Here is a 22,941-nt window from a genome sequence, read left to right as displayed (position 1 = left end):
CTTTTATGACCTAGAAAAGATTCACTTCAGTCAAAGCGGGTAACCTTGATGATGCCTTCTACCTGATGAAGATTTTTGATCAGGTGGTCTAGATGTTCGGTACTGTTGACGTACAATTTGATCGATCCTTCGAAAATCCCTGCGTCTGAATCCACTGTAATGGATCTCATATTCACTTTGAGTTCATTGGAAATCACCTTGGTCACATCATTGATCAAACCTACCCGGTCTGTACCCAAAATCCTAAGGCCTGCCAAGAACGCGATTTCCTTTTGACTGGTCCATCTTGCTTTGATGACTCGGTTGCCATGGTTGGAAAGTAGTTCGAGCGCATTCGGGCAGGAAGTCCTGTGAATCTTGATTCCTTCATTGACCGTCACAAAACCAAACACATCATCACCAGGAATAGGATTACAACATTTGGCTAGGATATAATCTACCACATCCATATCCTCACCGATTAAAAGCTGATCATGATCAGGCCCTTTGAGGTTTTTGATTTCCTTGGTAAAAGTGGACTCGTCTTTTACTTTTTCTGTGGTTTTGGATTTTAGCTTTTGATTTTCCTTGAAATCTTTAAATGACTTAATTGAGGTAGGATCAATGACCCCTTTTCCTACTCGATAATAAAATTCATTGGCAGTTTTGAGTTCGAAATACGCTCTGAGTTGCTCGATTACCTCCGAAGAAAAATCAAGTTTCATCGCCTTTAACTTTCGCTGGACGATTTCACGGCCATCCATTACGGCTGATTTTTTCTCTTCTCTAAGTGCATCTTTAATTTTGGCTTTGGCCCGAGAAGTTACCACTTGATGGAGCCAATCCTCAGTGGGCTTTTGCTTATTGGATGTTAAGATCTCGACCTGATCTCCGTTTTTTAATTTGTGCGTAATCGGGACGAGCCGCTGGTTCACCTTGGCTCCAATACATTTCGCTCCTACTTCTGTGTGGATTTCAAAAGCAAAATCCAAGGCCGAAGCTCCATATGGCAACACTTTTAGATCTCCTTTCGGAGTAAACACAAAAACTTCATCGTGAAAAAGATTACCACGGAAATCGTCCATAAACTCAATCGCATTTCCATCATTGGACTCCAGCATGCTCCTTACTTGATTGATCCATTCGTCAAGCCCAGAACCCGATTTCCCTGAAGAGTCTCTGTCTTTATATTTCCAATGGGCAGCATATCCGCGCTCTGCAATTTCGTCCATTCGATTGGTACGGATCTGGACCTCTACCCATTGCCCTGTGTTGCTCATTACTGTAGTATGCAAGGACTCATATCCATTGGATCTAGGGGTACTGATCCAATCTCGCAATCGATCTGGATTGGGCCGATAAAAATCAGTCACTATAGAGTAAACCTGCCAACAATCTGCCTTTTCGTTTTCCAATTCACTATCCAAAATGATTCGGACAGCAAACAAATCATATACCTCCTCAAATGGAATCCCCTGCTTCTTCATCTTATTATAGATGGAGTATACCGATTTGGGGCGACCCTTGATTGCAAACCTAAACCCCTGTTTTGTCAATTCATCTTCTATAGGCTGGATAAAACTCTTGATAAACTTATTTCTGTAACTCTTAGATTCATTGATCTTTTTGACGATGTCTTTATAGGTCTCCGTATCGGTGTATTTGAGATATAAGTCCTCCAATTCGGATTTGATGGCATAGAGCCCCAGACGGTGGGCTAAGGGCGCGTACAAATACATCGTTTCAGAAGCAATTTTCAGTTGCTTATGCCTTTGCATACTGGAGAGCGTCCTCATGTTGTTAAGCCTATCCGCTAACTTGATCAGGATCACTCGGACATCATCTGAAAGCGTAAGTAGCATTTTCCGGAAGTTTTCAGCCTGTTGAGAACTTCCATACTCAAATACCCCGGAAATTTTTGTCAAACCATCAATGATGGTCATCACCTTATGACCAAATTCCTTTTCGATATCCTCCAACTCCATATCGGTATCCTCCACCACATCATGCAATAGCGCAGCAATGATGGAAGTGGTCCCCAACCCAATTTCTTCCACACAAACCAACGCAACCTCGAGCGGGTGATAAATGTATGGTTCACCCGATTTTCTTCGCATATCCTTATGGGCTTCCAAAGAGATATTGAAGGCTTTCTTGATCAGTTTGGTATCGCCAGGCTTTAGGATTGGCTTGGCTTGTCTTAAAAGCCTACGGTAACGTTTAAGAATCTCTTTTCTTTCTTCTTCGATATCCACTTGGATCATTGGAGGGGGAATTTTTAATTCAAATTTGGGGGTGAATTCACTTGATTCCGCATTTTTCAGAATTTTTTTTTCACTGAGTTGCGAAAAATTAGAATATGTCTTTACCTTTGCAACCACAATTAGAAACAGAGAGCATTTAGATCAAATATTCTCGCACTAATTGAATCCAATGCGGATGTGGCGAAATTGGTAGACGCACTAGACTTAGGATCTAGCGCCGCGAGGCATGGGGGTTCGAGTCCCTCTATCCGCACAACACAAGCCCTCAATCACTCCACTGTTTTGATCAGACAGGAAAGCGATTGGGGGTTTTTAGTTCAACATCTGTTTAATTCGATACACCTTGGAAATTACATTAGACAAGCATTCAGCAAATCAAGCTTCCATTAAAATTAAACTAATAGAAGCAGATTATCAACCAAAGGTTGACGCCAAACTAAAGGACTACGCAAAAAAAGCCGTGATCAGAGGATTCCGTCCTGGAAAAGCCCCCATATCCATGGTGAAAAACATGTATGGTATTTCCCTTTTAGTAGACGAAATCAACGCGATATTGGGTGAATCTCTGAATACCTATCTTAAAGAGCAAACTTTCAAAATTTTGGGAGAACCACTTCCTGTCGAAAAAGGAGATGATTCCATTGATTGGAAAACCCAAAAAGAATTTGAATTCGAATACAAAATCGGATTTGTAGACACCATTGGATTGACTCTGGACAACTCCATCAAAGGAACAAAATACACCATCTTGGTCGATGATAAACTTGTCAATGAAACTCTTGACAACCTGAAGTCTCAATATGGAGAAAATTCAAATCCAGAAACATCCGAAGTTGGGGACTTCATCTATGGTGATTTGGCTTCCAAAGAAGGTGAGTTTACCAAGACTTTATCCTTGGACACTTCCAAAATCTCCAAGAAACTGGCCGGAAAATTCACAGGCATCGCTAAAGAAGCTGTGGTAGAATTTGACTCCAAAGAAGTGAAAAAAGAAGAGTGGTCGACCGCTTTTGGTTTGTCAGAGGATGAAATTTCAAATGTGGCTGGCGCTTTGACTTTCACTGTTCAAAATATAAATCGAACCACTGACGCAACGCTAGATCAAGACTTTTTTGACAAAATTTTCGGTCCAGATCAGGTAAAATCAGAAGAAGAATTCATCAATAAAGTAAAGGAAACCTTACAAGGATCCTATACTCGTGAATCCAAAGTATTCACTGAAGAGGAGCTTAAAAAGGTTTTGGTAGAAAAAGCGTCAATTGCTTTACCGGATGATTTCCTTAAAGAATGGTTGCTAAGAGCAAATGAAGGAAAAGTATCTGAAGCGGATGTTGAAAATGAATATCCGATCTATGCCAAGCAGTTGACCTGGTCCTTGATTTCTAATCAGATTGCAAAAGACAATGGCGTGCAGGCAGAACATGAGGATGTGATTGAGAAAACCAAGGAAATGATCCGCGAACAATTCGCTTCCTCTGGACTTGGTGCTCAACTTGAGGCCAGCATGGATGTTTTTGTAGACAATTACCTTAAGGGTAACGACGGACAAAACTACATGAACATGTTGACGTCTGTACAAAATGATAAAGTACTTGCCTTAGTCCAGGAGAAAATCGATTTGGAAGAAAAGAAAATCTCCATAGATGAATTCAAGGAACTTTTGGAGAAGTAATTCGATTTTAGAGCTAATATTGAAAAGTCCTTTTTTAAAGGACTTTTTTATTTTTGTTCACCACAACAAACTCAACAATGATCAACAAAGAAGAATTCAGAAAGTACGCCATTCATAACCAAGGCGTAAGCGGGACGGCATTTGACCAATACACTACCCATATTGAAAATATGACCCGGGCAGTCATCGAGGAGCGTCCATCCAACTTTAGGGAGATCGACGTTTTCTCAAGATTGATCATGGATCGGATCATATTTTTGGGAACACCTGTTGACGATCATATTGCCAACATAATTATCGCACAGCTTCTTTTTCTCGAATCTGTAGATTCCAAAAAAGATGTACTTCTTTACATCAACAGTCCTGGAGGTTCTGTGACTGCAGGGCTAGGCATTTATGATACGATGCAGTATATCGGTCCGGATGTTGCAACCATCTGTACTGGTATCGCCGCATCAATGGGCGCAGTATTGCTTGCGGGCGGAGCCAAAGACAAACGATCTGCACTCCAACATTCCCGAGTAATGATCCACCAGCCATCTGGAGGAATGCAAGGCCAATCCAAAGACATGGAAATCTCTCTGAAGCTGATTCTGGCTATGAGACAGGAATTGTATCAAATCTTGGCAAACCATACCGGAAAAACTTTTGAGGAAATCGAAAGAGACTCAGACCGTGATTATTGGTTGAGGGCACCTGAAGCCAAAGAATATGGTCTGATTGATGAAGTACTGGTAAAAAAATCTAAATAATGGTTCAAGTAACTTGCTCCTTTTGCGGCAGAAATAAAAAAGACGTAGACCTCATGGTATCGGGCATATCTGCCCATATCTGTAATTTCTGCATCGATCAGGCGCATCTCATTTTGGGTGAAGAGGAAAAAACAAAAAAAACAGCTTCTAAACCCAAGTTCAAACTTAAAAAACCAAAAGAGCTGACTTCTTACCTTGATCAATATGTGATCGGACAAGAAGATGCCAAAAAAGTCCTTACTGTGGCGGTTTATAACCACTACAAGCGACTTCAGCAGAAAGAGGATCATGATGAAATCAAGATTGAAAAATCCAACATCATCATGGTGGGCGATACAGGGACGGGTAAGACCTATTTAGCCAAAACCTTGGCCAAAATTCTTGAAGTACCATTCTGTATCGCTGATGCTACAGTTTTAACGGAAGCAGGATATGTAGGCGAAGATGTGGAAAGTATCCTGACAAGGCTCTTGCAAGCTGCTGACTACAATGTGGAAGCTGCTGAGCGAGGCATTGTCTATATTGACGAAATCGACAAAATCGCCCGCAAGTCCGACAATCCTTCCATAACCCGTGATGTAAGCGGGGAAGGAGTACAACAGGCAATGCTTAAACTCTTGGAGGGAACAGTAGTCAATGTACCCCCACAGGGAGGAAGAAAGCATCCGGATCAAAAAATGATTGCAGTGAACACTGAAAACATTCTTTTCATCTGCGGAGGTGCTTTTGACGGAATTGCCCGACACATTGGAAAGCGACTAAATACGCAACCGATGGGATTCAGTAAAACTAAAGGCAGCCTGGCTGCTGACCGGGAAAATCTGCTTCAATACGTCACTGCCCAGGACTTGAAAGCTTTCGGCTTAATTCCTGAATTGATCGGAAGACTACCGGTCTTAACCCACTTGGATCCCCTGCATAAGGAAGCACTAAAGAGAATCCTGACAGAGCCAAAAAATGCTTTGGTAAAGCAATACACCAAGCTAATAGCAATGGAAGGGGTGACCTTGAAGTTTGAAGACAGCGCGTTGGACTTCATTGTGGACAAAGCGGTAGAGTACAACCTTGGTGCTCGAGGATTACGCTCTATTTGCGAAGCCATCATCACCGACGCGATGTATGAGCTCCCCTCAGATGACAGTATCAAAGAATTGGTCATCGATGAAGAATATGCAAAATCACAATTTGACAAATCTAAATTCAAACGGCTTCAAGTCGCCTAAAACAAAACCCCGGCAAAGTCGGGGTTTTGTTTTATTTCCATTTTCGAGGCCTGTTAAGGAATCAAATTTTACCTAGAATGATTCTAGCCGTCCGCTCTGAGGCTGACTCCTCCCCTATCTTTTCACGGATCAAATCGTAGCCTTGAAGCATATTTCCTTTGTACACCACATCGGTGAATATCCGCTGAAGTTCTGCACGTAGATTTTCGACCGAAAAATCCTCCTGGATCAATTCTTTCACCACTTCTTTTCCTGCAATAAGATTGGGCAAGGAAATAAAGGGTACACGGATCAGCCGTTTGGCGATCTGATAGGAAACAGAAGATGTTCGATAGACCACGATCTGCGGAACTCGAAAAAGGGCTGTTTCCAAAGTCGCTGTACCTGAAGTAACCACAGCCGCTGTCGCATGAGAAAGCAAATCGTAAGTTTGATTAAACACCAGCTTAATACCTGCTTTTTTGGCAGGTTTATAAACCGAGGCAGGTAAACTTTCCACTCCCGCAATGACAAATTGAGCGTTGGGAAATTCCTTTACCAAAGCGATCATCCGATCCAACATGGCCTCTATTTCCTGTTTTCTACTTCCCGGAAGTAATGCTATAATGGGTTGGTAGCTCAGTTCGTTCTTCTGAAAGAAAAAATCATGAGGTTTAAACTTGCGAATCTCATCCAAAAGCGGATTACCCACATAGTGAACCTCCATTCCAAACTTGGCGAAAAATTCAGGTTCAAAAGGAAGAATGGAATAAATCTGATCGGTGATTTGCTTCAGTTTTAGAGCTCGCTTTTGATTCCAAGCCCAGACTTTCGGCGGGATGTAGTAATGGACCGGGATTCCATTTTGCTTCGCAAAGGCGGCAATTTTCATGTTGAACCCACCATAGTCGACCAAAATCAAGGCATCTGGCTTAAATTCCAAAAGGTCCTTCTTGACCCGATTGAGATAGTTAAGAACTTTCCGAAAGCCCAACAAAACTTCCAAAAAACCCATCAGCGCCACTTCAGAATAGTCGACAGCCAAGTCTACTCCGGCTTCTTTGGAATAGCTTCCACCCATGCCTCGAAATTGGAGTGTAGGATTGAATCCCTTGAGTGCTAAAACCAAGTTCGAAGCGTGTAGATCTCCAGACCGCTCGCCGGATATGATGTAGATTTTGTACAAGTTCTCGTAAGTTGTAAATAGTGAGTTGTAAGTAGTGCTTTCATTCATGACTTAAAGCAAAACAACTCAGCTTTACCAATCATAGCATTGAGTTTTGTATTGATTTCATCACATTTAGAAGTTATAGAAATCCATTTATCAGTAGTAACTAACCCACAATCAAAAGCGACGTCAATCCAATGTCTAGTCTCATATTGCTCCGCATCACTATCTGTCAGTTTTGAAATAAAATGATTGATATATCTTCTTTTAGCCCAAGACTCCGCTATTTGTCCCCCTATAGACTGTGAGGATCTTCTTATTTGATCGGTCAGCGAATATCGTTCTTCAGGTGGAAACCGTTTAGTGATTTCAAACACCTCCCTTGCCAGAACTCTAGAAAGCTTATAGACCTCTAACTGGTAAAAAAATTTAACAAAAGCCATAGACTGTGAATTGGAACAACTTACTTCTCACAATTCACAATTTACAATTTTATTCACCAAAGTACTCCACAAAGTTCCTTGGCGTCTCGTACAATGTAAGCTTATATAGCCCGCCATGTTTCGTGATTTCTTTTATCGCAGGCTGTAGGATTTTCCAAAATTCCATAACCAAGGTTTCACAGCTAGCCAACTTTCCTGCCATAAAATCGACATCTACATTCAGATTTTTATGGTCTACTTTATCGATAACCAATCGACGAATCAGAGTACTCAATTGCTTCAAATCCACCACAAAACCTGTCTCTGCATCAGGCAAACCTTTTACAGTCACAATCAATTCAAAGTTATGTCCATGCCAATTGACATTGGCACAGGGACCGAATACCTCAAAATTTTTCTCATCGGACCAGTTGGGATTCCAAAGCTTGTGGGCTGCATTGAAATGTTCCTTTCGGGAAACGTAAATCATCTTTTCTTAAACTAATTGGCAAAAGTATAAAAAAAGTCCCTTAATGGAAATCAAGGGACTTGTCATAGGTCTATCAATTAACTTCAATTCAATTGCCGAATCAATCTAGAAATGTCAGCTTGACTCTTCAAGTTGAGTTTCTGCTCTTTAATGATGGAATTTGCCCTTGCAGCGTCTTCACCAAAGATCTGTTGAAGGTCCTTACTTTTGTTTTTAAACAGATAAACCGACCCATCTTTGACAATAAAGAATTCTTCCTGATTCTGGAAAGCTTTTGCTGCCTGAGCACCATAAGTCGCTGAAACATCATCCATCATCAACTTATATTGATGAAGAAGTAAGGTGTATTTACCTTTTTCCAAAACTCTCATAAATCTTTTTTTACCTAAAGTTGGAATCGTAAACTCCGAGGTAAATTCAACTTTTTCTCCTGACTCAGAATCATACTTGAAGCCTGCTATTTTCTCCGGAGAGTAAGAAAATAGCGTTCCCTCGAGCTTATATTCCATGGTGTTTTCAAAGGCGTTAAGTGCTATTTGAAGCCCCTCCACAGTTTGCCCATTGGGAAGCAGAATGGTACCCATTTTGAATTCTTCAAAATAAGGAGAACCCTTTACCTCTCGATAGGCATTGGTTAGGATGGGATTACCTGTCCCATTGTCCCTTAGGACAGCCAATTGGGCCTGAGAGAATCCAGGTAAAAACATTAGAAATGAAATGGCAATTAATAAACTAATTCTTTTCATGGCAGTTGGGAAAAAAAAGACCGGATAATCCGGTCTTTTTGATTAATAATTCCAATTTACCAAATTCTTATGGATTTGGTCGTGTAATTCTAATTTGAACTTGGTTATGGTTCTGACTTGCACCTATGGCTGCATTACCATCCAATTGCAGAAGTAAATCCACACTTCCTCCAAGTCTGCCGGTATTTGCCACATTAACTGTGACAGTACCAAAGCTGGAACCTGCCGGAATAGTCACCGTACCTGAAGTAGTAAAATCAGTACCGGCTACAGCAGTAGTACCAGTGGGTACAACTGAATAAGCGATTGTTTCATCACTTGATCTGTGAGCACCGATCAAGTTGACCTGAAGACTTACCGTACCTACAGTGTTGGCCACAGTGATTCTTGGATATTTCTGTCCAGCTAAAGGAGCTCTTACTACAGCGTCCTGGAACTCAACCAAAGCACCTTCCCATACAGGATAGTTTTGCTCAATACAAGAGGAGAAAACCAGTACTAAGGCCAGAGTTAATAAAGAAAATATTTTTTTCATGATTTCTGATTTTAGTAGCCTCTGTTTTGGTTAAGATTTGGATTACCATCCACCTCTCTTTGAGGGATTGGAGGCAGGATTTTGAAGTCATCAAAAGGAAGATTGACTGCAGGGGTAGTCTTCACGATTGCTCTTCCATTTCTCTTCAAATCAAAGAAACGCTGACCTTCAAAGGCAAATTCTTTAAATCTTTCCAAAAGGATTTCATCAAGCAATGCCTGACCGGAAAGATTTACTGCGGTGAGACCTCTCAATGCCTTGAAAGCATTCAATTCAGCAAGAGCATCAGCTGCATTACCCAATCGATAGTTAGCTTCTGCTCTGTTGAGATGCATCTCAGATTTTCTGATCACAGGCACGTTGTCCGCATAAGCAAAACCGGATTTAGACAAAAACTTAGTAACCTCAATCTGACGACCAGCACCTCTTACAGTATTTCCAGTAGTATAGAGTTGAGCTCTGATATCAGAATTTCTAGTCACGTCCCAGTTGTTATTGTCAGTGGCGGGAGTACCAATTTGAAGTTGAGTTAAACCAAAGAACCCTCTTACAGTTGCATTTGGAATAAAATCACCCCAACCGCCCTGAGAATTTTTGTTCGAAAGGTTCAACAAAGCGGTGTAGGAAGACTGAAGAGACTCGTTTACCCCGATTGATTCTTCTGCAAGTGCAAAACGAACCTCAAACATAGATTCAGGATTCACCGGAGTTCTCCATCCGTTCACATACGCTGATCCTGAAAGAACAGAACCCACGTTGCTGGCTAGTGCGGTGGTTGATTCAGCCACAACTTTCGCCCAATCACCTCGGTAAAGAGCAACTCGGGATAGCAAAGCAGAAGCTGCTCCACTTGAAGCATACTGTACGCCTCTTGAAGTCAACAATCTTTTAGCATCTTCCAAATCAGCGTAGATTTGAGTGTATACCTGATCTATGGAAGATCGAGGCGTCTGACGACTAAATGCAGCACTAGAGGTTACGACACCTTCTGTAACCACTGGAATACCGCCTTCGTCAGTAACCCCTTGCTGGAAAATAGCAGTTGGGATGTAAGAGTAAACCTTTACCAAATCAAAATAGTAAAGTGCTCTTAAGAACTTAGCCTCACCTTCCCAACGGGCAAGCTGAGCAGCAGAAGCACCTTGAACACCAGACAAACCGTCAAGGATAAGGTTAGCTTCATTGATCGCAAAATAAGAGTTTTGCCAGAATCCAGCCTGAAAGTGCGCATTTGGTTGGTTGTTATTTTCGCCAATCAAACGTCCGGAGTTACTGGTTGTCTGTCCTACATCAGCCAAAGCATCTGCCAAGGCAAATAAATCCCGTCCATAATTTCTGACAGATCTCAATCTTGCATAGACAGAATTGAGCGCTGCATCTACCGCATCAGGGGTATTCAAGGCACCATTGGCATCAATGGATTGTCTTGGGTCTACCTGAAGCAGGCTATCACAGGAACTCACTAGGAAAGTACCTGCAAGCACCAGAGATAAGAAAGCTTTATTTATAAATTTCATGATATTTTTTCCTTTAGGTGATTAGAAGCCGATTTGAACACCCACTGTGTAGTTCTTTGTCAAAGGCACCTGACCTGTACCTGCACCGGTAAATTCAGGATCATACCCTGGATAATCAGCATAAGTCCACAGGTTCAAACCTTGGAGGTAAATTCTTGCACTTGACAACCCAATTTTACTTACCAAGGTTGGATTAAAGCGATAGCCTATAGTCGTCTGAGCAAGTCTGATGAAATCTCCTTTCAACAATGCTGCTGTACCAGAGTTTCTACCTGCGCCTCTTGTTTCATTACCTCCGTTGGTTTTCACATCTCTTGGAATGTCAGTGATTTGACCAGGTTCAGTCCATTTTCTGTCATTCACTTCTCTCAAGCCGTTCAAAGCCAACCGAGTACCATTTTCTCTCAAGAAACTATATTGGCCGTCGGTGAAAACAGCTCCATACTCATAAACAAAGAATGCAGTCAACTCGAATCCTTTGTAGGAGAACGTATTGTTCAAACCACCAAAGGTTGTCGCAAGGTTAGAACCATAATAGATTCTGTCTGCAGCAAGTGGAAGGTAGGTAATGTTTCTGTTGATATCATACCACATTGGACGTCCCGTAGCTGGGTTAACACCTGCATACTCAGCAGCAAAAACCGAACCTCCGCCATCTCTTCCCACAGGCTGACCTACTGCAATGCCTGGATTGGCTGGCAAGAACTGTAAGTCATCATACAAGCTTATAACTTGATTCTTAATTTTACTGAAGTTGAAGCTGGTATTCCAACGGAATCCACCTTTATCTATGTTTACAGTTGAAATTTCAAATTCAATACCTTTATTCTGAAGCTCTCCTACGTTATTTGCAATGTCACTAAAACCATTTGTCCAAAGGATTGGCTGATCCAACAAGAGATCCTTGGTTCTTCTGTCAAATACGTCAACCGATCCAGTCACTCTATTGCCAAAGAATCCGTAGTCTAAACCAATGTTGAACGTGTTATTTGTTTCCCAACCCAAATCCAAGTTTGCCAAGGAGGTTGGACGAATACCAGCACTACCTGCATAGTTTCCTCCACCACCGTAAAGACCTCTAGCAGCAAAGTTTCCGATTTGGTCGTTACCGGTCAAACCGTAAGAAGCTCTCAACTTCATTTCTGATACTACAGAAGAAGATTTAAGAAACTCTTCTTCAACCATGCTCCATCCAACTCGGATAGATGGGAAAAGACCATATCTGCTATTAGCACCGAAACGGGAAGATCCATCATATCGGGCAGTTACAGTTGCCAAATATTTCTTTTTGTAATCATAGTTTACAGAAGCGAAAGCAGAAGCCCTTCTGTATCCAGTCCAGAAACCTGTAATAGATTCAGGAGTTGCTGCGGATTGAATAGTTCTGAATTGGAATGTAGGGAATCCAATACCAGCACCTGAAAGTCCTTCTCTGGTTTCAGACAAATATTCTACACCTAGAATCGCGGATAAGTTGTGAACTGCATTGTAGGACTTATTCCAGTTCAACGTCTGAGTCGTGATGAAACGGGTTCTCCAGTCAGATTGAACAGAACTTCTACCTCTTACTCCTGCTCCGTCTGGAGTTCGTGGATCACGGTAGTTGTCCCCCTGTAGCAATCTGTAATCCAAGCCGAACAAGGAACGGAAAGACAAATTGTCTAGGATTTTATAATTGGTAATAATATTACCTACAGCTGTATTGGTTCTTTGGATACCTGAGTTATACTCGTTTACCAACACCACATTCTGACCTAATACGCCTCTAATCGCGGTATTGAATGTTCCGTCCTCGTTATAGATTGCGTTGTGAGGCAATATTGCTGATGCAGAGAATGCCGGGCTTCCTAGGAACGAACCTTCTACTGCAAATGGAACATTTTGCTGGAAAGTAGAAAGGTTAATATTGGTTTCGATATTCAATCGATCATTGGCTTGATGCGAAAGTGCCAATCTTACCGTACCTCTTTCAAAGTCTACAGGCTTGAACGAAGCTTCCTGATAGTTGTAAGATCCAGAAAGGAAGAAGGTAGTCTTTGCATCACCACCAGAAACTGACATTTCATAATTTTGAAGTCTACCGGCACCCATTACTTCTCTTTGCCAATCGTAAGTAGGCAATTCAGCACCGATTTGAGCCAACTGCTCTCTGGAAAGAGTCTGCCAGTTGGAAGGCAAAATACCCATGCTGTTTAGAGCATTAGCTTCTGGGTTTGCGTTTCCTGAATTAATCCAAGCAGTTCTTTCTCTGTCAAACCACTCAGCACCACCCAATACATCCAAGAATTTCATGGGTTGGGTTTCACCGGCGAATGCATTGAATTCAAACTTAGCCTTTCCTTGCTTACCTTTTTTGGTGGTAATGATCACTACCCCGTTAGCAGCCTGAGAACCATAAATCGCGGCAGAAGCAGCGTCCTTCAAGATCTCCATAGACTCGATGTCGTTCGGGTTCAAGAAAGCCAATGGGTTAGACTGGGTAAAGGCAGCATTAGACTGATTGTTCAACTGAACACCGTCTACGATAAAGAGTGGCTCATTACCAGCGTTGATGGAGCCAACACCTCGGATACGGATGTTAACAGCACCACCTGGAAGACCATTGGAAGATCTCACCTGCACACCTGCCGCACGACCTTGCAATGCACGGTCAAAAGATTGCATAGGCAAGTTCTGGATCGCTTCCCCCTTTACGGAAGAAACCGCACCGGTCACTTCACGCTTAGGCTGGGTACCATAACCTGTTACAATCACTTCCCCAAGTGCTGTCACATCAGACTCCAGTGCCACGTTGATCGTGGTTCTGTTACCGATGGAGACCTCTTGAGTTCTTAGTCCCACAAATGTGAAGACCAAGACATTGCTTCCGGCAGGGACACTGATTGAATACTTACCATCAATATCTGTGGCAGTACCAATAGTGGTTCCCTTGACCAGAACTGTTGCACCGGGTACACCGAGACCGTCTTCGGTCGAAGTCACTGTACCGGTGATCACACGATCCTGAGCAAATGCCACTGCACTTGCTAAGAAAAGCATGAGTCCTAGAAGTAAAACTTTCCTCATATTGGTTAAATTTTGGTTTAATAAACTCAATGATATTCTGAAATATTGAATATCTCAAGTCGATTACCACGAAAGGAGTAGAAAAGTTCAAGTAAAAGAACTTCCTCAAAAAGCTGATTTGGGAAAAAAATCAATACTTTATTCTGTTTAAGAAAAACGAAGGTCGATTTACCCTCAATTATTCCGAAAAATCAATGTTAACAAAAGTTAATTTTTATAATTTTTTTTTAACAATTTGTAAAAAAACATGAAGAATTACGGGTCGAATTTTTAGTACCGCAGAAAAAGCGCCCTTTTTTAAAGATTCTCTAAAGATTAAGTCAGAATTTACCCGTTGAATTCTCCTTCAAAATGATCAAATAAAACAATATTCTGAGATCCTTATTTATATGTTTTAAGAACACTGTAAATCGTTGTCTAGTAATATTATAATATATTATAAACCTTACAATCAAAATTATATTTTGATTTTACAACACCTTTATTGTAATCCTTCTATTTAAAGCCTGATTTTCCGGAGTAGTATTCGGCACCATCGGTTCTTTATCTCCTTTCCCTTCGACCAGCATCCTTCCTGGATGCAATCCCTCCTTGACCAAATAGCTTTGTACGCTTTTAGCTCGTTGAAGACTCAGATTCTGATTGTACCCAGCACTCCCCACATTATCGGTATGACCGGAAATCAAAATATTAACATTTGGGTTTTCCAGGAGGAACTTCTTCAGCCTCTTTAGGGAGGAAACTGATTCAGGTTTCAAATCAAATTTATCGAAATCAAAAAACACATTTTCAAAAACAAATTCTTCGCCTGAAGAAACCGGAACCAACTCCACCTTGAGGTCTTTTACATTCTTGATTTTATCCCGCTCCACATTATAGATTTTAGGCAGATACCCTTGCCTTTCCACATATAGCCCGGATATGGCCTTGTCCGGATAAAGCATCATAAAATCGCCGGTTTTTCCGTCGGATTGAAATTGGTACAGCGTGCTGTCATTAGTCAAAGACACTAATGAAAGCGTAGCACTGATGGGTTGACCTGTTTTTGAATTGAAGACCTTCCCTTCTGTCACCGTAAGGTTTTCACCTATATAGATATCCGTAGGAAATCTAAATCTGTAAAGAAAAGAGCGGTCTTTTGAACCATCAGAAGTATTGAGTTCGGTGTAATAGGCATAATCTTTTTGCGCAGTGATAAATAGGGCGACCTGATCCAAATGGTCGTTGATTGGTAAGCCCAGATTTTCAGGTGTTTGAAAAACCCCATTTTTCACTCTGGACAGAAAAATATCCATTCCTCCAAATCCCTGATGACCGTCTGAAGCAAAAAAAAGTATCTCATTATTGAAAAACATAAAAGGCGAGATTTCATCTTTATCGGTATTGACGGTACTTCCAAGGTTTTTTGCTTCGGACCAAGATCCATCATTCATCCTGACGGTGTACCAAATATCATTACCTCCAAATCCACCCCGTCGATTCGATGAAAAAAACAAAATCCGACCATCCGCTGAAAGCGAAGGCTGCGAATCCCAGGATCTGGAATTTACCTTTGGCCCCATATTGGTCGGGCGCTGCCATGAACCATTTACTCGGTAAGCAACATATAAGTCACAGCTGCCTTGAGAATCTGGCGCATCACATGAGGTATAGATCAGAATATTCCCGTCGGCGGTAATCGAACAGGTACCTTCATTGTAGGGGGAGTTGATCGTTTGAGCAATGCTCTGGGGTTTAGTCCATTTATTGTCCGGAGTAAGAAAGGCTGTAAAAATATCCTCTTTATCAAAATTGCCGGTTCCATCCCTTTTTGTGAATAAAATTTGCTCTCCATTCGCTGTCAAAACAGGGAAATATTGCAACTGAAACTCATTGAGTGGAGACATTAGCATTTCTTTTTCGATCGTTTGAGCCTTGTCCAATTGAGTACTCAAAAAATCAATCTTAGCCTTCATCTGAGTGTAGTAAAGCGACTTTTTAAATGCTTCGTCAAATAAAGGATCTACTTCCTGAAACTGTCGAAAGGCTTCTGTAAATCTCCCCTGTTTTAAATAAAGGTTTGAAAAAAGCCACCCATAATCTGCATGATTTTTAGGTTTGGCGTTTTTTCCTGAAAGTTTGGCTTTCCCCACTATGGCTATTTTCTCAGCTTCATCCAATCTTCCCAGTGTGATAAAAATCTGGGATGCCTTTACATAAGCTTCCAAAAACGAAGGTTCTCTGGAGATAGCCGCCTGAAATTTTGCTATTGCCTCGTCGTATCTTCGGGAGATGGTCAGTTCTTCCCCCTCCTGAAAAAGTTTTATTGCCCTGCCATCTATGATCGAATAGGTCTGAGAATTGGCACAAAATGCCAATAAAAAGAAGAATACAGCAAATAAAACAGGGCGCATGGACTCAGGGTATGTCCATAAATTTATGAGTTTGCAGGGATATTTTCCAAGTTGGATGATTTTTCACATAATCGATGATCTCGGGAGTAAGCTTGGATGCCTTGCTCCACTCGGGCTGTAGGCGGAGTTCACAATCAGCATTCACCATGTTAGCATGCTCTTCGGCGAAGGCAAAATCACTCTTATTATATATGACCACTTTCAATTCGTCTGCTTGAGCATAGATGGAAGGATGTGGCTTTTTGAATTTCTTTGGAGAAAAGCACACCCAGTCAAAGTTCCCTGAAAATGGATGTGCACCCGAAGTTTCAATATTGGTCGTGAATCCTTTTTCTTTCAAAAGCCTAGTGAGCGGATCGAGATTATACATCAAAGGTTCGCCTCCGGTGATGACTACCAATCTTCCGGGAAAAGCCAAGGCATCCTCCACGATTTTCTCAATGGATAAAACCGGCCACTTGGCAGCTTCCCAAGATTCTTTGACATCGCACCACACACAACCCACATCACAGCCTCCCAGCCGGATAAAATATGCGGGATGTCCGGTAAATCTGCCTTCTCCTTGGATGGTGTAAAATGCCTCCATGACTGGAAGCTGAAGCCCTGCGGATACAAGTTCTTGGGTAGTAGGTGCTACCAAATCGAGTGTGTGCATGAATTTTTGGTAAAGCGGGTGATTCGACCGCTGAATGAGACACAAAGGTAAGAGGAAATTACGATTTACGATTTACGACTTGGATTAGAACCTCAATCCTTTTTTCAAAAGGTTTCCTTCTTTTCATCGCTGAAGTCCAACATAGTGTCGTAAATCAAAAATCGTAATTCGTAAATATAATCCCTCACAATTCCTTCCACATCACCACCCGATAATCCTCCACCCCACCCTTCGGGATAACCTCCATGATTTTGAAGTCACGCTTCAATCCGAAGGTAATCATGGCTGGAAAGCGGTTGCGGGTTTTGAAAAAGATAGCCTTAAATCCCTTTTCCCTAGCCCAATTCTCCTGATAATCTGCCAAGGCATCTGCAATTCCCAGTTTTCGATACTCAGGCCTCACTCCTCCCATCCAGGAATAAAAGGTATCAGGGGTATCACTTTGATAGCCTACTTTAAAACCCAACAACTCCCCATCCTTTTCCGCCACCAGCCTCAAATGAAGCCGATGCTTAAGCCGCTCGGTGTAAAAATCCAATGAAGCTTTACCAGGAAACTCGGGAATCTGCTCGTGAACCCAGAGGAGTTCGGTGGGAGAAGCTTCTCTAATTAAAAATGTTAAATTTGAAGTTGTCATTTTTGATTTACGAGGTACGAATTACGATTTACGACCCTGTTTTGAACCTCAATCGTTATAATGGTGGGTAACCCTCTGGAAATTAGGATTGCAGTTCAAATTTAGGTCGTAAATCAAAAATCGTAATTCGTAATTTAATTAAACTGATTAATCCTTCTTCACCGTTGGATACGTAACCCCGAGCTGCTGCAAATAGGTATCATACTTCGTCTCGTCGTAGTAGAATTTCTCCAACTGTGGACGGAACTGCTTCATAATCCCTTCATTCAGGTAAATAGGAGGAGCATCGTCTTTGGTGATCATCGGTTTATAGGTTTCCTCTTTGGTCTGCACATTTTTGAAGTAATCCCAAGCTTGCTCGACTAGTTCGGGCTGAAGCAAAAAGTCCAAAATGGTCATCGCTTCGGCCTTTGCACCGGCTGTCACACCTTTGTGCGCAATTGGAGTTGCCATCGCGATGGCATTGCTCCAGTGGTGACCGGGAAGTCCGGGAATATTGGAAGGAAACCTCAAAGTCACTGTTGGTACCACCCAGGATACGTCTCCGATATCATCCGAACCGCCAGAAATCGGTTCCTTCACAGGAAGTCCGAGTGTATCAAGCTTGGTCGGCATCCCTTCTTCTTTGGAGCCCAATTCTTTTTGAATGGCTTTCGCCAAGGTCTGATCATTTTCATCCCAAGTCGGCAACCCTACCTTGAGGATGTTTTGATACATTTTTTCCGCAATCACCTTATTAAAATGTCTTGGCCAGGCCGTTCCCAATACTTTGGAAGTCATTGTCGTACCCGTCATCAAGGCTGCACCTTTGGCAATGTCATTGGCCTGAGCATACATTTCCATGATGCCGTCATACTTGACGTCCCTGAAATAGTACCAAATCGAAGCTTTGGACGGTACCACATTGGGTTGATCGCCCCCATCGGTAATCACTGAGTGGGATCTTTTCAAAGGATGCAAATGCTCCCGCTTGTAGTTCCAGCCGATGTTCATCAGTTCCACGGCATCGGCGGCACTTTTTCCTCTCCAGGGTGCTCCAGCTGAGTGGGCGGCATCTCCAGTGAACGTGTATTCCACCGAGATCAAGCCCGTACCGCTCGCCTGACCCCAGCTCACACCGAGGTTATTGGCTACATGGGTAAAAATGCAAAGATCCACTCCATCAAACTTACCATCTCGCGCAAACCAAGCTTTTGCAGCCACCAATTCTTCAGCAATACCAGGCCAAAGGACCAAGGTTCCTCCGATTTTTTCTCGCTCCATAATCTGCTTTACGGCCAAGGCAGCAGTGATATTCAGTGGAATCCCGGCATTGTGACCTTCTCCATGTCCCGGTGCTCCTTCAACCATGGGTTTGTGATAGGCTACTCCGGGATACTGGGAGGCTTTAGGAATATTATCCACGTCCGAGCCTAGCGCGATGACAGGACCTTCGCCGTTGCTCCACGTGGCAAACCAAGCCGTGGGAATTCCGGAAACTCCCCGCTCGATGGTAAATCCATTTTTCTCCAAAATTCCAGTCAGGTATTTGGATGATTCAATCTCCTGAAATCCCAATTCGGCAAAGGAGAAAATTTTGTCCACCATCACCTGGCTTTGCTTGTGATTGGCTTGGACGATTTGAGCGGCTTCGGCTTTGAGCGCCTCGATTTGCTTGGGGGTATATTTTTTCTGGGGAAATGCCGAAAGGTAAATTCCTCCGGCCAGGGCAAGTGTAATCAGAATTCTCTTTCTCATAAGGTCGGTTGGTTAGGTTTGGGAAAGTACAAAAAAGCTTCAAGTGCCTCAAACAAAATTGATCAGTGGACAAAATCCCGATTTGGGAGGAATTGGAAATTTGACTACCAAAGCCGCCTGATTTTCCTATTTTTGCAGGCATTTAGTCAAAAAATCAAGAAAATTTCAATTATGGCGGAGTACAACTTCAGGGAAATCGAGCAAAAATGGCAAGGCTACTGGAAAGAAAAAGGCACTTTTAAAGCCGAAGTGGACAGCAATCGTCCCAAGTTTTATTCCCTGGACATGTTTCCTTACCCTTCCGGCGCCGGACTCCACGTCGGCCACCCTCTTGGATATATCGCTTCGGATATCGTCTCCCGATTCAAGATGCTGAAGGGCTTCAATGTCCTCCATCCGATGGGCTATGATTCCTTTGGTTTGCCGGCTGAGCAGTATGCCATCCAAACCGGCCAGCATCCCGCCATCACCACGGAGCAAAACATTACCCGCTATACCGAGCAGCTGAAAAATATCGGCTTTGCCTTCGATTGGGATCGAGAAGTCCGCACTTCTGACCCATCTTACTACAAGTGGACGCAGTGGATTTTCATGCAGCTGTTCAACAGCTATTATGACCACGACGCGGACAAAGCGCTTTCGATCTCTTCGCTTATTTCCCGATTTGAAAAAGAAGGAAACGCGAAAATCAAAGCGGTGTGTGATGACGACACCCCAACTTTTAGCGCAGCGGAATGGAATGCATTTTCTGAAAAAGAAAAGCAGGAAATGCTGCTCAAATACCGGCTGACTTTCTTGGCTGAAACGACTGTCAACTGGTGTGCGGCTTTGGGAACGGTACTTTCCAATGACGAAGTGAAAGACGGATTCTCCGAAAGAGGCGGCCATCCTGTGGAGCGAAAAAAGATGATGCAGTGGTCCATGCGGATTACGGCCTATGCCGATCGATTGCTTCAGGGTTTGGAAAAAGTGGACTGGTCTGAGCCCATCAAAGAAATGCAGCGCAATTGGATCGGTAAATCGATCGGCGCAGAAGTACTTTTCGATGTGAAGGGTTCTGATAAAAAAATCAAAGTGTTCACCACCCGAGTAGATACCATTTACGGGGTAACCTATTTGGCGTTGGCACCGGAATCTGACTTGGCGGCCGAACTGGTCACTGATGATCAGCGGGAAACTGCAGAAGCCTATATCCAAGTGGCCAAAAATCGCTCTGAGCGCGAGCGAATGAGCGATGTAAAAACCATTTCCGGAGCATTCACAGGTTCTTATGCGATCAATCCTTTCAACGGTGAGGAAATCCAAATCTGGGTGGCAGACTACGTGTTGGCAGGCTACGGAACTGGTGCAGTGATGGCAGTTCCTGCACATGATGAGCGCGATTACAACTTTGCCAAGCACTTCGGCTTGGAAATCAGACAGGTGATCGAAGGCTCCATGGAAAATGGATCTTTCCCCGGAAAAGGCGGTTTAATCATTAATTCAGGCTTTATTTCTGGTCTTTACATGAAGGAAGCGATGCAGAAATGCATTGAATTCTTGGAAGAAAAAGGAATCGGAAAAGGTAAAATCCAGTTCAGAATGCGGGATGCAATCTTCACCCGTCAGCGCTATTGGGGCGAACCGCTACCTGTCTATTTCAAGGACGGATTGCCATACTTGATCGAAGAAAAAGACCTGCCTTTGGTCCTTCCTGAGGTGGATAAATATTTGCCTACCGAAGATGGCGAGCCTCCACTAGGCAGGGCAAAAAATTGGACCTACAAAACCGCTGATGGAGAATATCCTTTAGAGCTTTCCACTATGCCGGGTTGGGCGGGATCGAGCTGGTACTTCTTCCGCTACATGGATCCGAAAAACGATACGGTCTTTGCTGATAAAGCCAAAACCGATTACTGGGGAGCGGTGGATTTGTACATCGGAGGTTCCGAGCATGCCACCGGTCACTTGCTGTATTCCCGCTTCTGGACCAAGTTTTTGTATGACTTGGGTGTGGTGAGCATCGACGAGCCTTTCCAAAAGATGATCAACCAGGGCATGATTCAGGGAAGGTCAAATTTTGTGTATCGATTGAAAGGCAACAATACATTTGTTTCTTACGGACTAAAGGACCAATACGACACTTCCGCCATGCACGTGGATGTAAATATCGTCCACAACGATCAGCTGAACTTGGAAAAGTTCAAAGCTTGGAGACCAGACTTGGCCGATGCGGAATTTATCTTGGAAGACGGTAAGTACATCTGCGGATCGGAAGTAGAAAAAATGTCCAAATCCAAATACAACGTGGTCAATCCGGACGATATCATCGAGCGCTACGGAGCTGACACCCTGAGATTGTATGAGATGTTCTTGGGACCTTTGGAGCAGTTTAAGCCTTGGAATACCAACGGGATTGATGGGGTATATAAGTTTCTAAGAAAGGTTTGGAACCTTTACCACAATTCCAATGGAGAATTCGCAGTTTCGGATGAAAAAGCCAGCAAAGAAGAGCTCAAAGCCCTGCACAAAGCCATCAAAAAGATGGAAGAAGACATGGCCAATTATTCTTTCAACACGTCGGTATCCAGCTTTATGATCTGCGTGAATGAGCTGACGGCTTTGAAATGCAACAAGCGGGAAGTTTTGGAGCCTTTGGCGGTTTTGATTTCTCCATACGCACCTCACATCGCTGAGGAACTCTGGTCGCTACTAGGTCACTCAAATTCAATCACCACAGCGAATTTCCCTGAGTTTAAGGAAGAGTATTTGGCAGAAAGCAACTTCGAATATCCGGTCATGATCAATGGCAAGATGCGAGCTAAGTTGGATTTGCCGCTTTATTTGTCTGTTCCTGAAATTGAAAAAGCCGCTTTGGCTGATGCCACCGTTCAAAAATGGCTGGAAGGAAAAGCTCCCAAAAAGGTGATTATCGTGCCGGGTAAGATTGTGAATTTGGTGGTTTAAAATGCTATAAACTCTTAAAAATCAATGGGCCAATAGAAATTCTTTTGGCCCTTATTTTTTAAATTGAAGCATGGAGGAAAAAATTGAAGATATAGAAAAGATCATTCAGTATTGGAAAGACTCATCTGATCAGGACTTTAAAACCATGCAGAACCTATTTAAATCAAAGGATTTTAGTTGGGGATTGTTCATCGGACATTTGGTTCTAGAAAAACTTTTGAAAGCCCACTATGTCAGAGATAATCAAAAGCACGCTCTTTTTACCCATGACCTTTTGAGACTAGCTGATAAATGCAATTTTTCACTCGATGAAACCCAAAAAGATTGGTTGGATCAAATCTCCACATTTAACCTAAATGCCAGGTATGACAGTTATAAAAGAGAATTTTATAAACTTTGCACCGAAGAATTTTCGTTTCTTTGGAAAGAACGAATCGAAACGTTAAGGTTATGGTTAATTCAGAAATTCTAAAAAACGTCAAGAGTTTTCTAACCTTAATCCCTGATAACTTGGGATTGAGAGAAGCATACGTTTTTGGTTCGTATGCTAAAGGTCTCGAAAAAGAATCCAGCGATGTGGATGTGGCTTTGGTCTTTGACCGGATGGATGATTTTTTTCAAACTCAACAGGTCCTCAGAAAACTTAGAAGGAAAATAGATCTCAGAATCGAACCACATCCTCTTAAATCACAAGACTTTAATTCTCAGAATCCTTTTGCAAAAGAGATAAAGGAAACTGGGATTTTAATAGGCTAAAAAT

At 42.6% G+C, this 22,941-nt stretch carries 18 protein-coding genes and 1 tRNA gene; 7 read left to right on the top strand and 12 right to left on the bottom strand.

The genetic code is table 11. The features are described from left to right. Positions 1–26 precede the first annotated feature (26 nt). Positions 27–2,243: a RelA/SpoT family protein gene (locus CLV31_RS06260; RefSeq protein ID WP_111392040.1), complete on the bottom strand. Its 2,217-nt coding sequence runs from the start codon at positions 2,241–2,243 to the stop codon at positions 27–29. A 171-nt stretch (positions 2,244–2,414) separates the two neighbouring features. Here CLV31_RS06260 and CLV31_RS06255 point away from each other — a divergent pair. The 4 genes from CLV31_RS06255 to clpX all read left to right on the top strand — a co-directional run bounded on the left by CLV31_RS06255 (position 2,415) and on the right by clpX (position 5,890). Beyond that, positions 2,415–2,496 (top strand) — tRNA-Leu (locus CLV31_RS06255). A gap of 90 nt (positions 2,497–2,586) precedes the next feature. Continuing rightward, entirely contained in the window at positions 2,587–3,915 is a 1,329-nt protein-coding gene (locus CLV31_RS06250; RefSeq protein ID WP_111392014.1) for a trigger factor, read from the top strand. Positions 3,916–3,992: 77 nt separating this feature from the next. Beyond that, entirely contained in the window at positions 3,993–4,667 is a 675-nt protein-coding gene (locus tag CLV31_RS06245) for an ATP-dependent Clp protease proteolytic subunit (protein WP_111392013.1), read from the top strand. Continuing rightward, positions 4,667–5,890, top strand: a complete 1,224-nt coding sequence (gene clpX / locus CLV31_RS06240) for an ATP-dependent Clp protease ATP-binding subunit ClpX (protein ID WP_111392012.1) — start codon at positions 4,667–4,669, stop codon at positions 5,888–5,890. Before CLV31_RS06245 ends, clpX begins: the two co-directional genes overlap by 1 nt. Before the next feature lie 61 nt (positions 5,891–5,951). On the opposite strand, the gene lpxB is transcribed toward clpX, so the two are convergent. The 11 genes from lpxB to CLV31_RS06185 form a co-directional block, all read right to left on the bottom strand. After that, positions 5,952–7,103, bottom strand: coding sequence for a lipid-A-disaccharide synthase (gene lpxB / locus CLV31_RS06235; protein WP_111392011.1), 1,152 nt, complete (start codon positions 7,101–7,103; stop codon positions 5,952–5,954). Beyond that, on the bottom strand, positions 7,100–7,480 hold the full coding sequence (locus tag CLV31_RS06230; RefSeq protein WP_111392010.1) for a four helix bundle protein: 381 nt from the start codon (positions 7,478–7,480) through the stop codon (positions 7,100–7,102). The genes lpxB and CLV31_RS06230 overlap by 4 nt, the downstream gene beginning before the upstream one ends. A 49-nt stretch (positions 7,481–7,529) precedes the next feature. Then, positions 7,530–7,949: a 6-pyruvoyl trahydropterin synthase family protein gene (locus CLV31_RS06225; protein WP_111392009.1), complete on the bottom strand. Its 420-nt coding sequence runs from the start codon at positions 7,947–7,949 to the stop codon at positions 7,530–7,532. A gap of 83 nt (positions 7,950–8,032) precedes the next feature. Continuing rightward, the gene (locus CLV31_RS06220) at positions 8,033–8,695 is read right to left on the bottom strand and encodes a hypothetical protein (RefSeq protein WP_146250871.1); all 663 of its coding nucleotides are present in this window, start codon (positions 8,693–8,695) and stop codon (positions 8,033–8,035) included. A gap of 67 nt (positions 8,696–8,762) precedes the next feature. Further along, on the bottom strand, positions 8,763–9,230 hold the full coding sequence (locus tag CLV31_RS06215) for a DUF4843 domain-containing protein (protein WP_111392007.1): 468 nt from the start codon (positions 9,228–9,230) through the stop codon (positions 8,763–8,765). 11 nt (positions 9,231–9,241) lie between these two features. Continuing rightward, on the bottom strand, positions 9,242–10,747 hold the full coding sequence (locus tag CLV31_RS06210) for a RagB/SusD family nutrient uptake outer membrane protein (RefSeq protein WP_111392006.1): 1,506 nt from the start codon (positions 10,745–10,747) through the stop codon (positions 9,242–9,244). A 21-nt stretch (positions 10,748–10,768) separates the two neighbouring features. Continuing rightward, entirely contained in the window at positions 10,769–13,813 is a 3,045-nt protein-coding gene (locus CLV31_RS06205; protein WP_111392005.1) for a SusC/RagA family TonB-linked outer membrane protein, read from the bottom strand. 470 nt (positions 13,814–14,283) lie between these two features. Further along, positions 14,284–16,206 (bottom strand): OmpA family protein, encoded by a 1,923-nt coding sequence (locus CLV31_RS06200; protein ID WP_111392004.1) that lies wholly within the window; start codon positions 16,204–16,206, stop codon positions 14,284–14,286. A 4-nt stretch (positions 16,207–16,210) separates the two neighbouring features. Then, on the bottom strand, positions 16,211–16,861 hold the full coding sequence (locus CLV31_RS06195; RefSeq protein WP_111392003.1) for a 7-carboxy-7-deazaguanine synthase QueE: 651 nt from the start codon (positions 16,859–16,861) through the stop codon (positions 16,211–16,213). A 184-nt stretch (positions 16,862–17,045) separates the two neighbouring features. Then, the gene (locus CLV31_RS06190; protein ID WP_111392002.1) at positions 17,046–17,498 is read right to left on the bottom strand and encodes a GNAT family N-acetyltransferase; all 453 of its coding nucleotides are present in this window, start codon (positions 17,496–17,498) and stop codon (positions 17,046–17,048) included. 147 nt (positions 17,499–17,645) lie between these two features. Further along, positions 17,646–19,235 carry an amidohydrolase gene (locus CLV31_RS06185; protein WP_111392001.1) on the bottom strand — a complete coding sequence of 530 codons (1,590 nt, stop codon included), beginning with the start codon at positions 19,233–19,235 and terminating at the stop codon, positions 17,646–17,648. Between the two features lie 171 nt (positions 19,236–19,406). On the opposite strand from CLV31_RS06185, the gene leuS reads away from it, so the two are divergent. The 3 genes from leuS to CLV31_RS22240 all read left to right on the top strand — a co-directional run bounded on the left by leuS (position 19,407) and on the right by CLV31_RS22240 (position 22,937). Continuing rightward, complete coding sequence (gene leuS, locus CLV31_RS06180; protein ID WP_111392039.1) at positions 19,407–22,181, top strand: leucine--tRNA ligase; 2,775 nt, start codon at positions 19,407–19,409, stop codon at positions 22,179–22,181. 70 nt (positions 22,182–22,251) lie between these two features. After that, positions 22,252–22,653 (top strand): HEPN domain-containing protein, encoded by a 402-nt coding sequence (locus CLV31_RS06175; protein WP_111392000.1) that lies wholly within the window; start codon positions 22,252–22,254, stop codon positions 22,651–22,653. Next, on the top strand, positions 22,632–22,937 hold the full coding sequence (locus CLV31_RS22240; protein ID WP_111391999.1) for a nucleotidyltransferase domain-containing protein: 306 nt from the start codon (positions 22,632–22,634) through the stop codon (positions 22,935–22,937). The genes CLV31_RS06175 and CLV31_RS22240 overlap by 22 nt, the downstream gene beginning before the upstream one ends. The last annotated feature ends 4 nt before the right edge of the window (positions 22,938–22,941 follow it).

The sequence above is a fragment of the Algoriphagus aquaeductus genome, assembly GCF_003253485.1.
GTDB classification, from domain to species: Bacteria; Bacteroidota; Bacteroidia; order Cytophagales; family Cyclobacteriaceae; genus Algoriphagus; species Algoriphagus aquaeductus.
This window is presented reverse-complemented; position numbering and strand designations above follow the sequence as displayed.

Excerpts from the sequence above, each read along its gene's own strand:
- CLV31_RS06260 (WP_111392040.1), bottom strand. The coding sequence starts at position 2,243 with ATGATCCAAGTGGATATCGAAGAAGAAAGAAAAGAGATTCTTAAACGT.
- CLV31_RS06245 (WP_111392013.1), top strand. The coding sequence starts at position 3,993 with ATGATCAACAAAGAAGAATTCAGAAAGTACGCCATTCATAACCAAGGC.
- clpX (WP_111392012.1), top strand. The coding sequence starts at position 4,667 with ATGGTTCAAGTAACTTGCTCCTTTTGCGGCAGAAATAAAAAAGACGTA.
- lpxB (WP_111392011.1), bottom strand. The coding sequence starts at position 7,103 with ATGAATGAAAGCACTACTTACAACTCACTATTTACAACTTACGAGAAC.
- CLV31_RS06230 (WP_111392010.1), bottom strand. The coding sequence starts at position 7,480 with ATGGCTTTTGTTAAATTTTTTTACCAGTTAGAGGTCTATAAGCTTTCT.
- CLV31_RS06225 (WP_111392009.1), bottom strand. The coding sequence starts at position 7,949 with ATGATTTACGTTTCCCGAAAGGAACATTTCAATGCAGCCCACAAGCTT.
- CLV31_RS06220 (WP_146250871.1), bottom strand. The coding sequence starts at position 8,695 with ATGAAAAGAATTAGTTTATTAATTGCCATTTCATTTCTAATGTTTTTA.
- CLV31_RS06215 (WP_111392007.1), bottom strand. The coding sequence starts at position 9,230 with ATGAAAAAAATATTTTCTTTATTAACTCTGGCCTTAGTACTGGTTTTC.
- CLV31_RS06210 (WP_111392006.1), bottom strand. The coding sequence starts at position 10,747 with ATGAAATTTATAAATAAAGCTTTCTTATCTCTGGTGCTTGCAGGTACT.
- CLV31_RS06205 (WP_111392005.1), bottom strand. The coding sequence starts at position 13,813 with ATGAGGAAAGTTTTACTTCTAGGACTCATGCTTTTCTTAGCAAGTGCA.
- CLV31_RS06200 (WP_111392004.1), bottom strand. The coding sequence starts at position 16,206 with ATGCGCCCTGTTTTATTTGCTGTATTCTTCTTTTTATTGGCATTTTGT.
- CLV31_RS06195 (WP_111392003.1), bottom strand. The coding sequence starts at position 16,861 with ATGCACACACTCGATTTGGTAGCACCTACTACCCAAGAACTTGTATCC.
- CLV31_RS06190 (WP_111392002.1), bottom strand. The coding sequence starts at position 17,498 with ATGACAACTTCAAATTTAACATTTTTAATTAGAGAAGCTTCTCCCACC.
- CLV31_RS06185 (WP_111392001.1), bottom strand. The coding sequence starts at position 19,235 with ATGAGAAAGAGAATTCTGATTACACTTGCCCTGGCCGGAGGAATTTAC.
- leuS (WP_111392039.1), top strand. The coding sequence starts at position 19,407 with ATGGCGGAGTACAACTTCAGGGAAATCGAGCAAAAATGGCAAGGCTAC.
- CLV31_RS06175 (WP_111392000.1), top strand. The coding sequence starts at position 22,252 with ATGGAGGAAAAAATTGAAGATATAGAAAAGATCATTCAGTATTGGAAA.
- CLV31_RS22240 (WP_111391999.1), top strand. The coding sequence starts at position 22,632 with ATGGTTAATTCAGAAATTCTAAAAAACGTCAAGAGTTTTCTAACCTTA.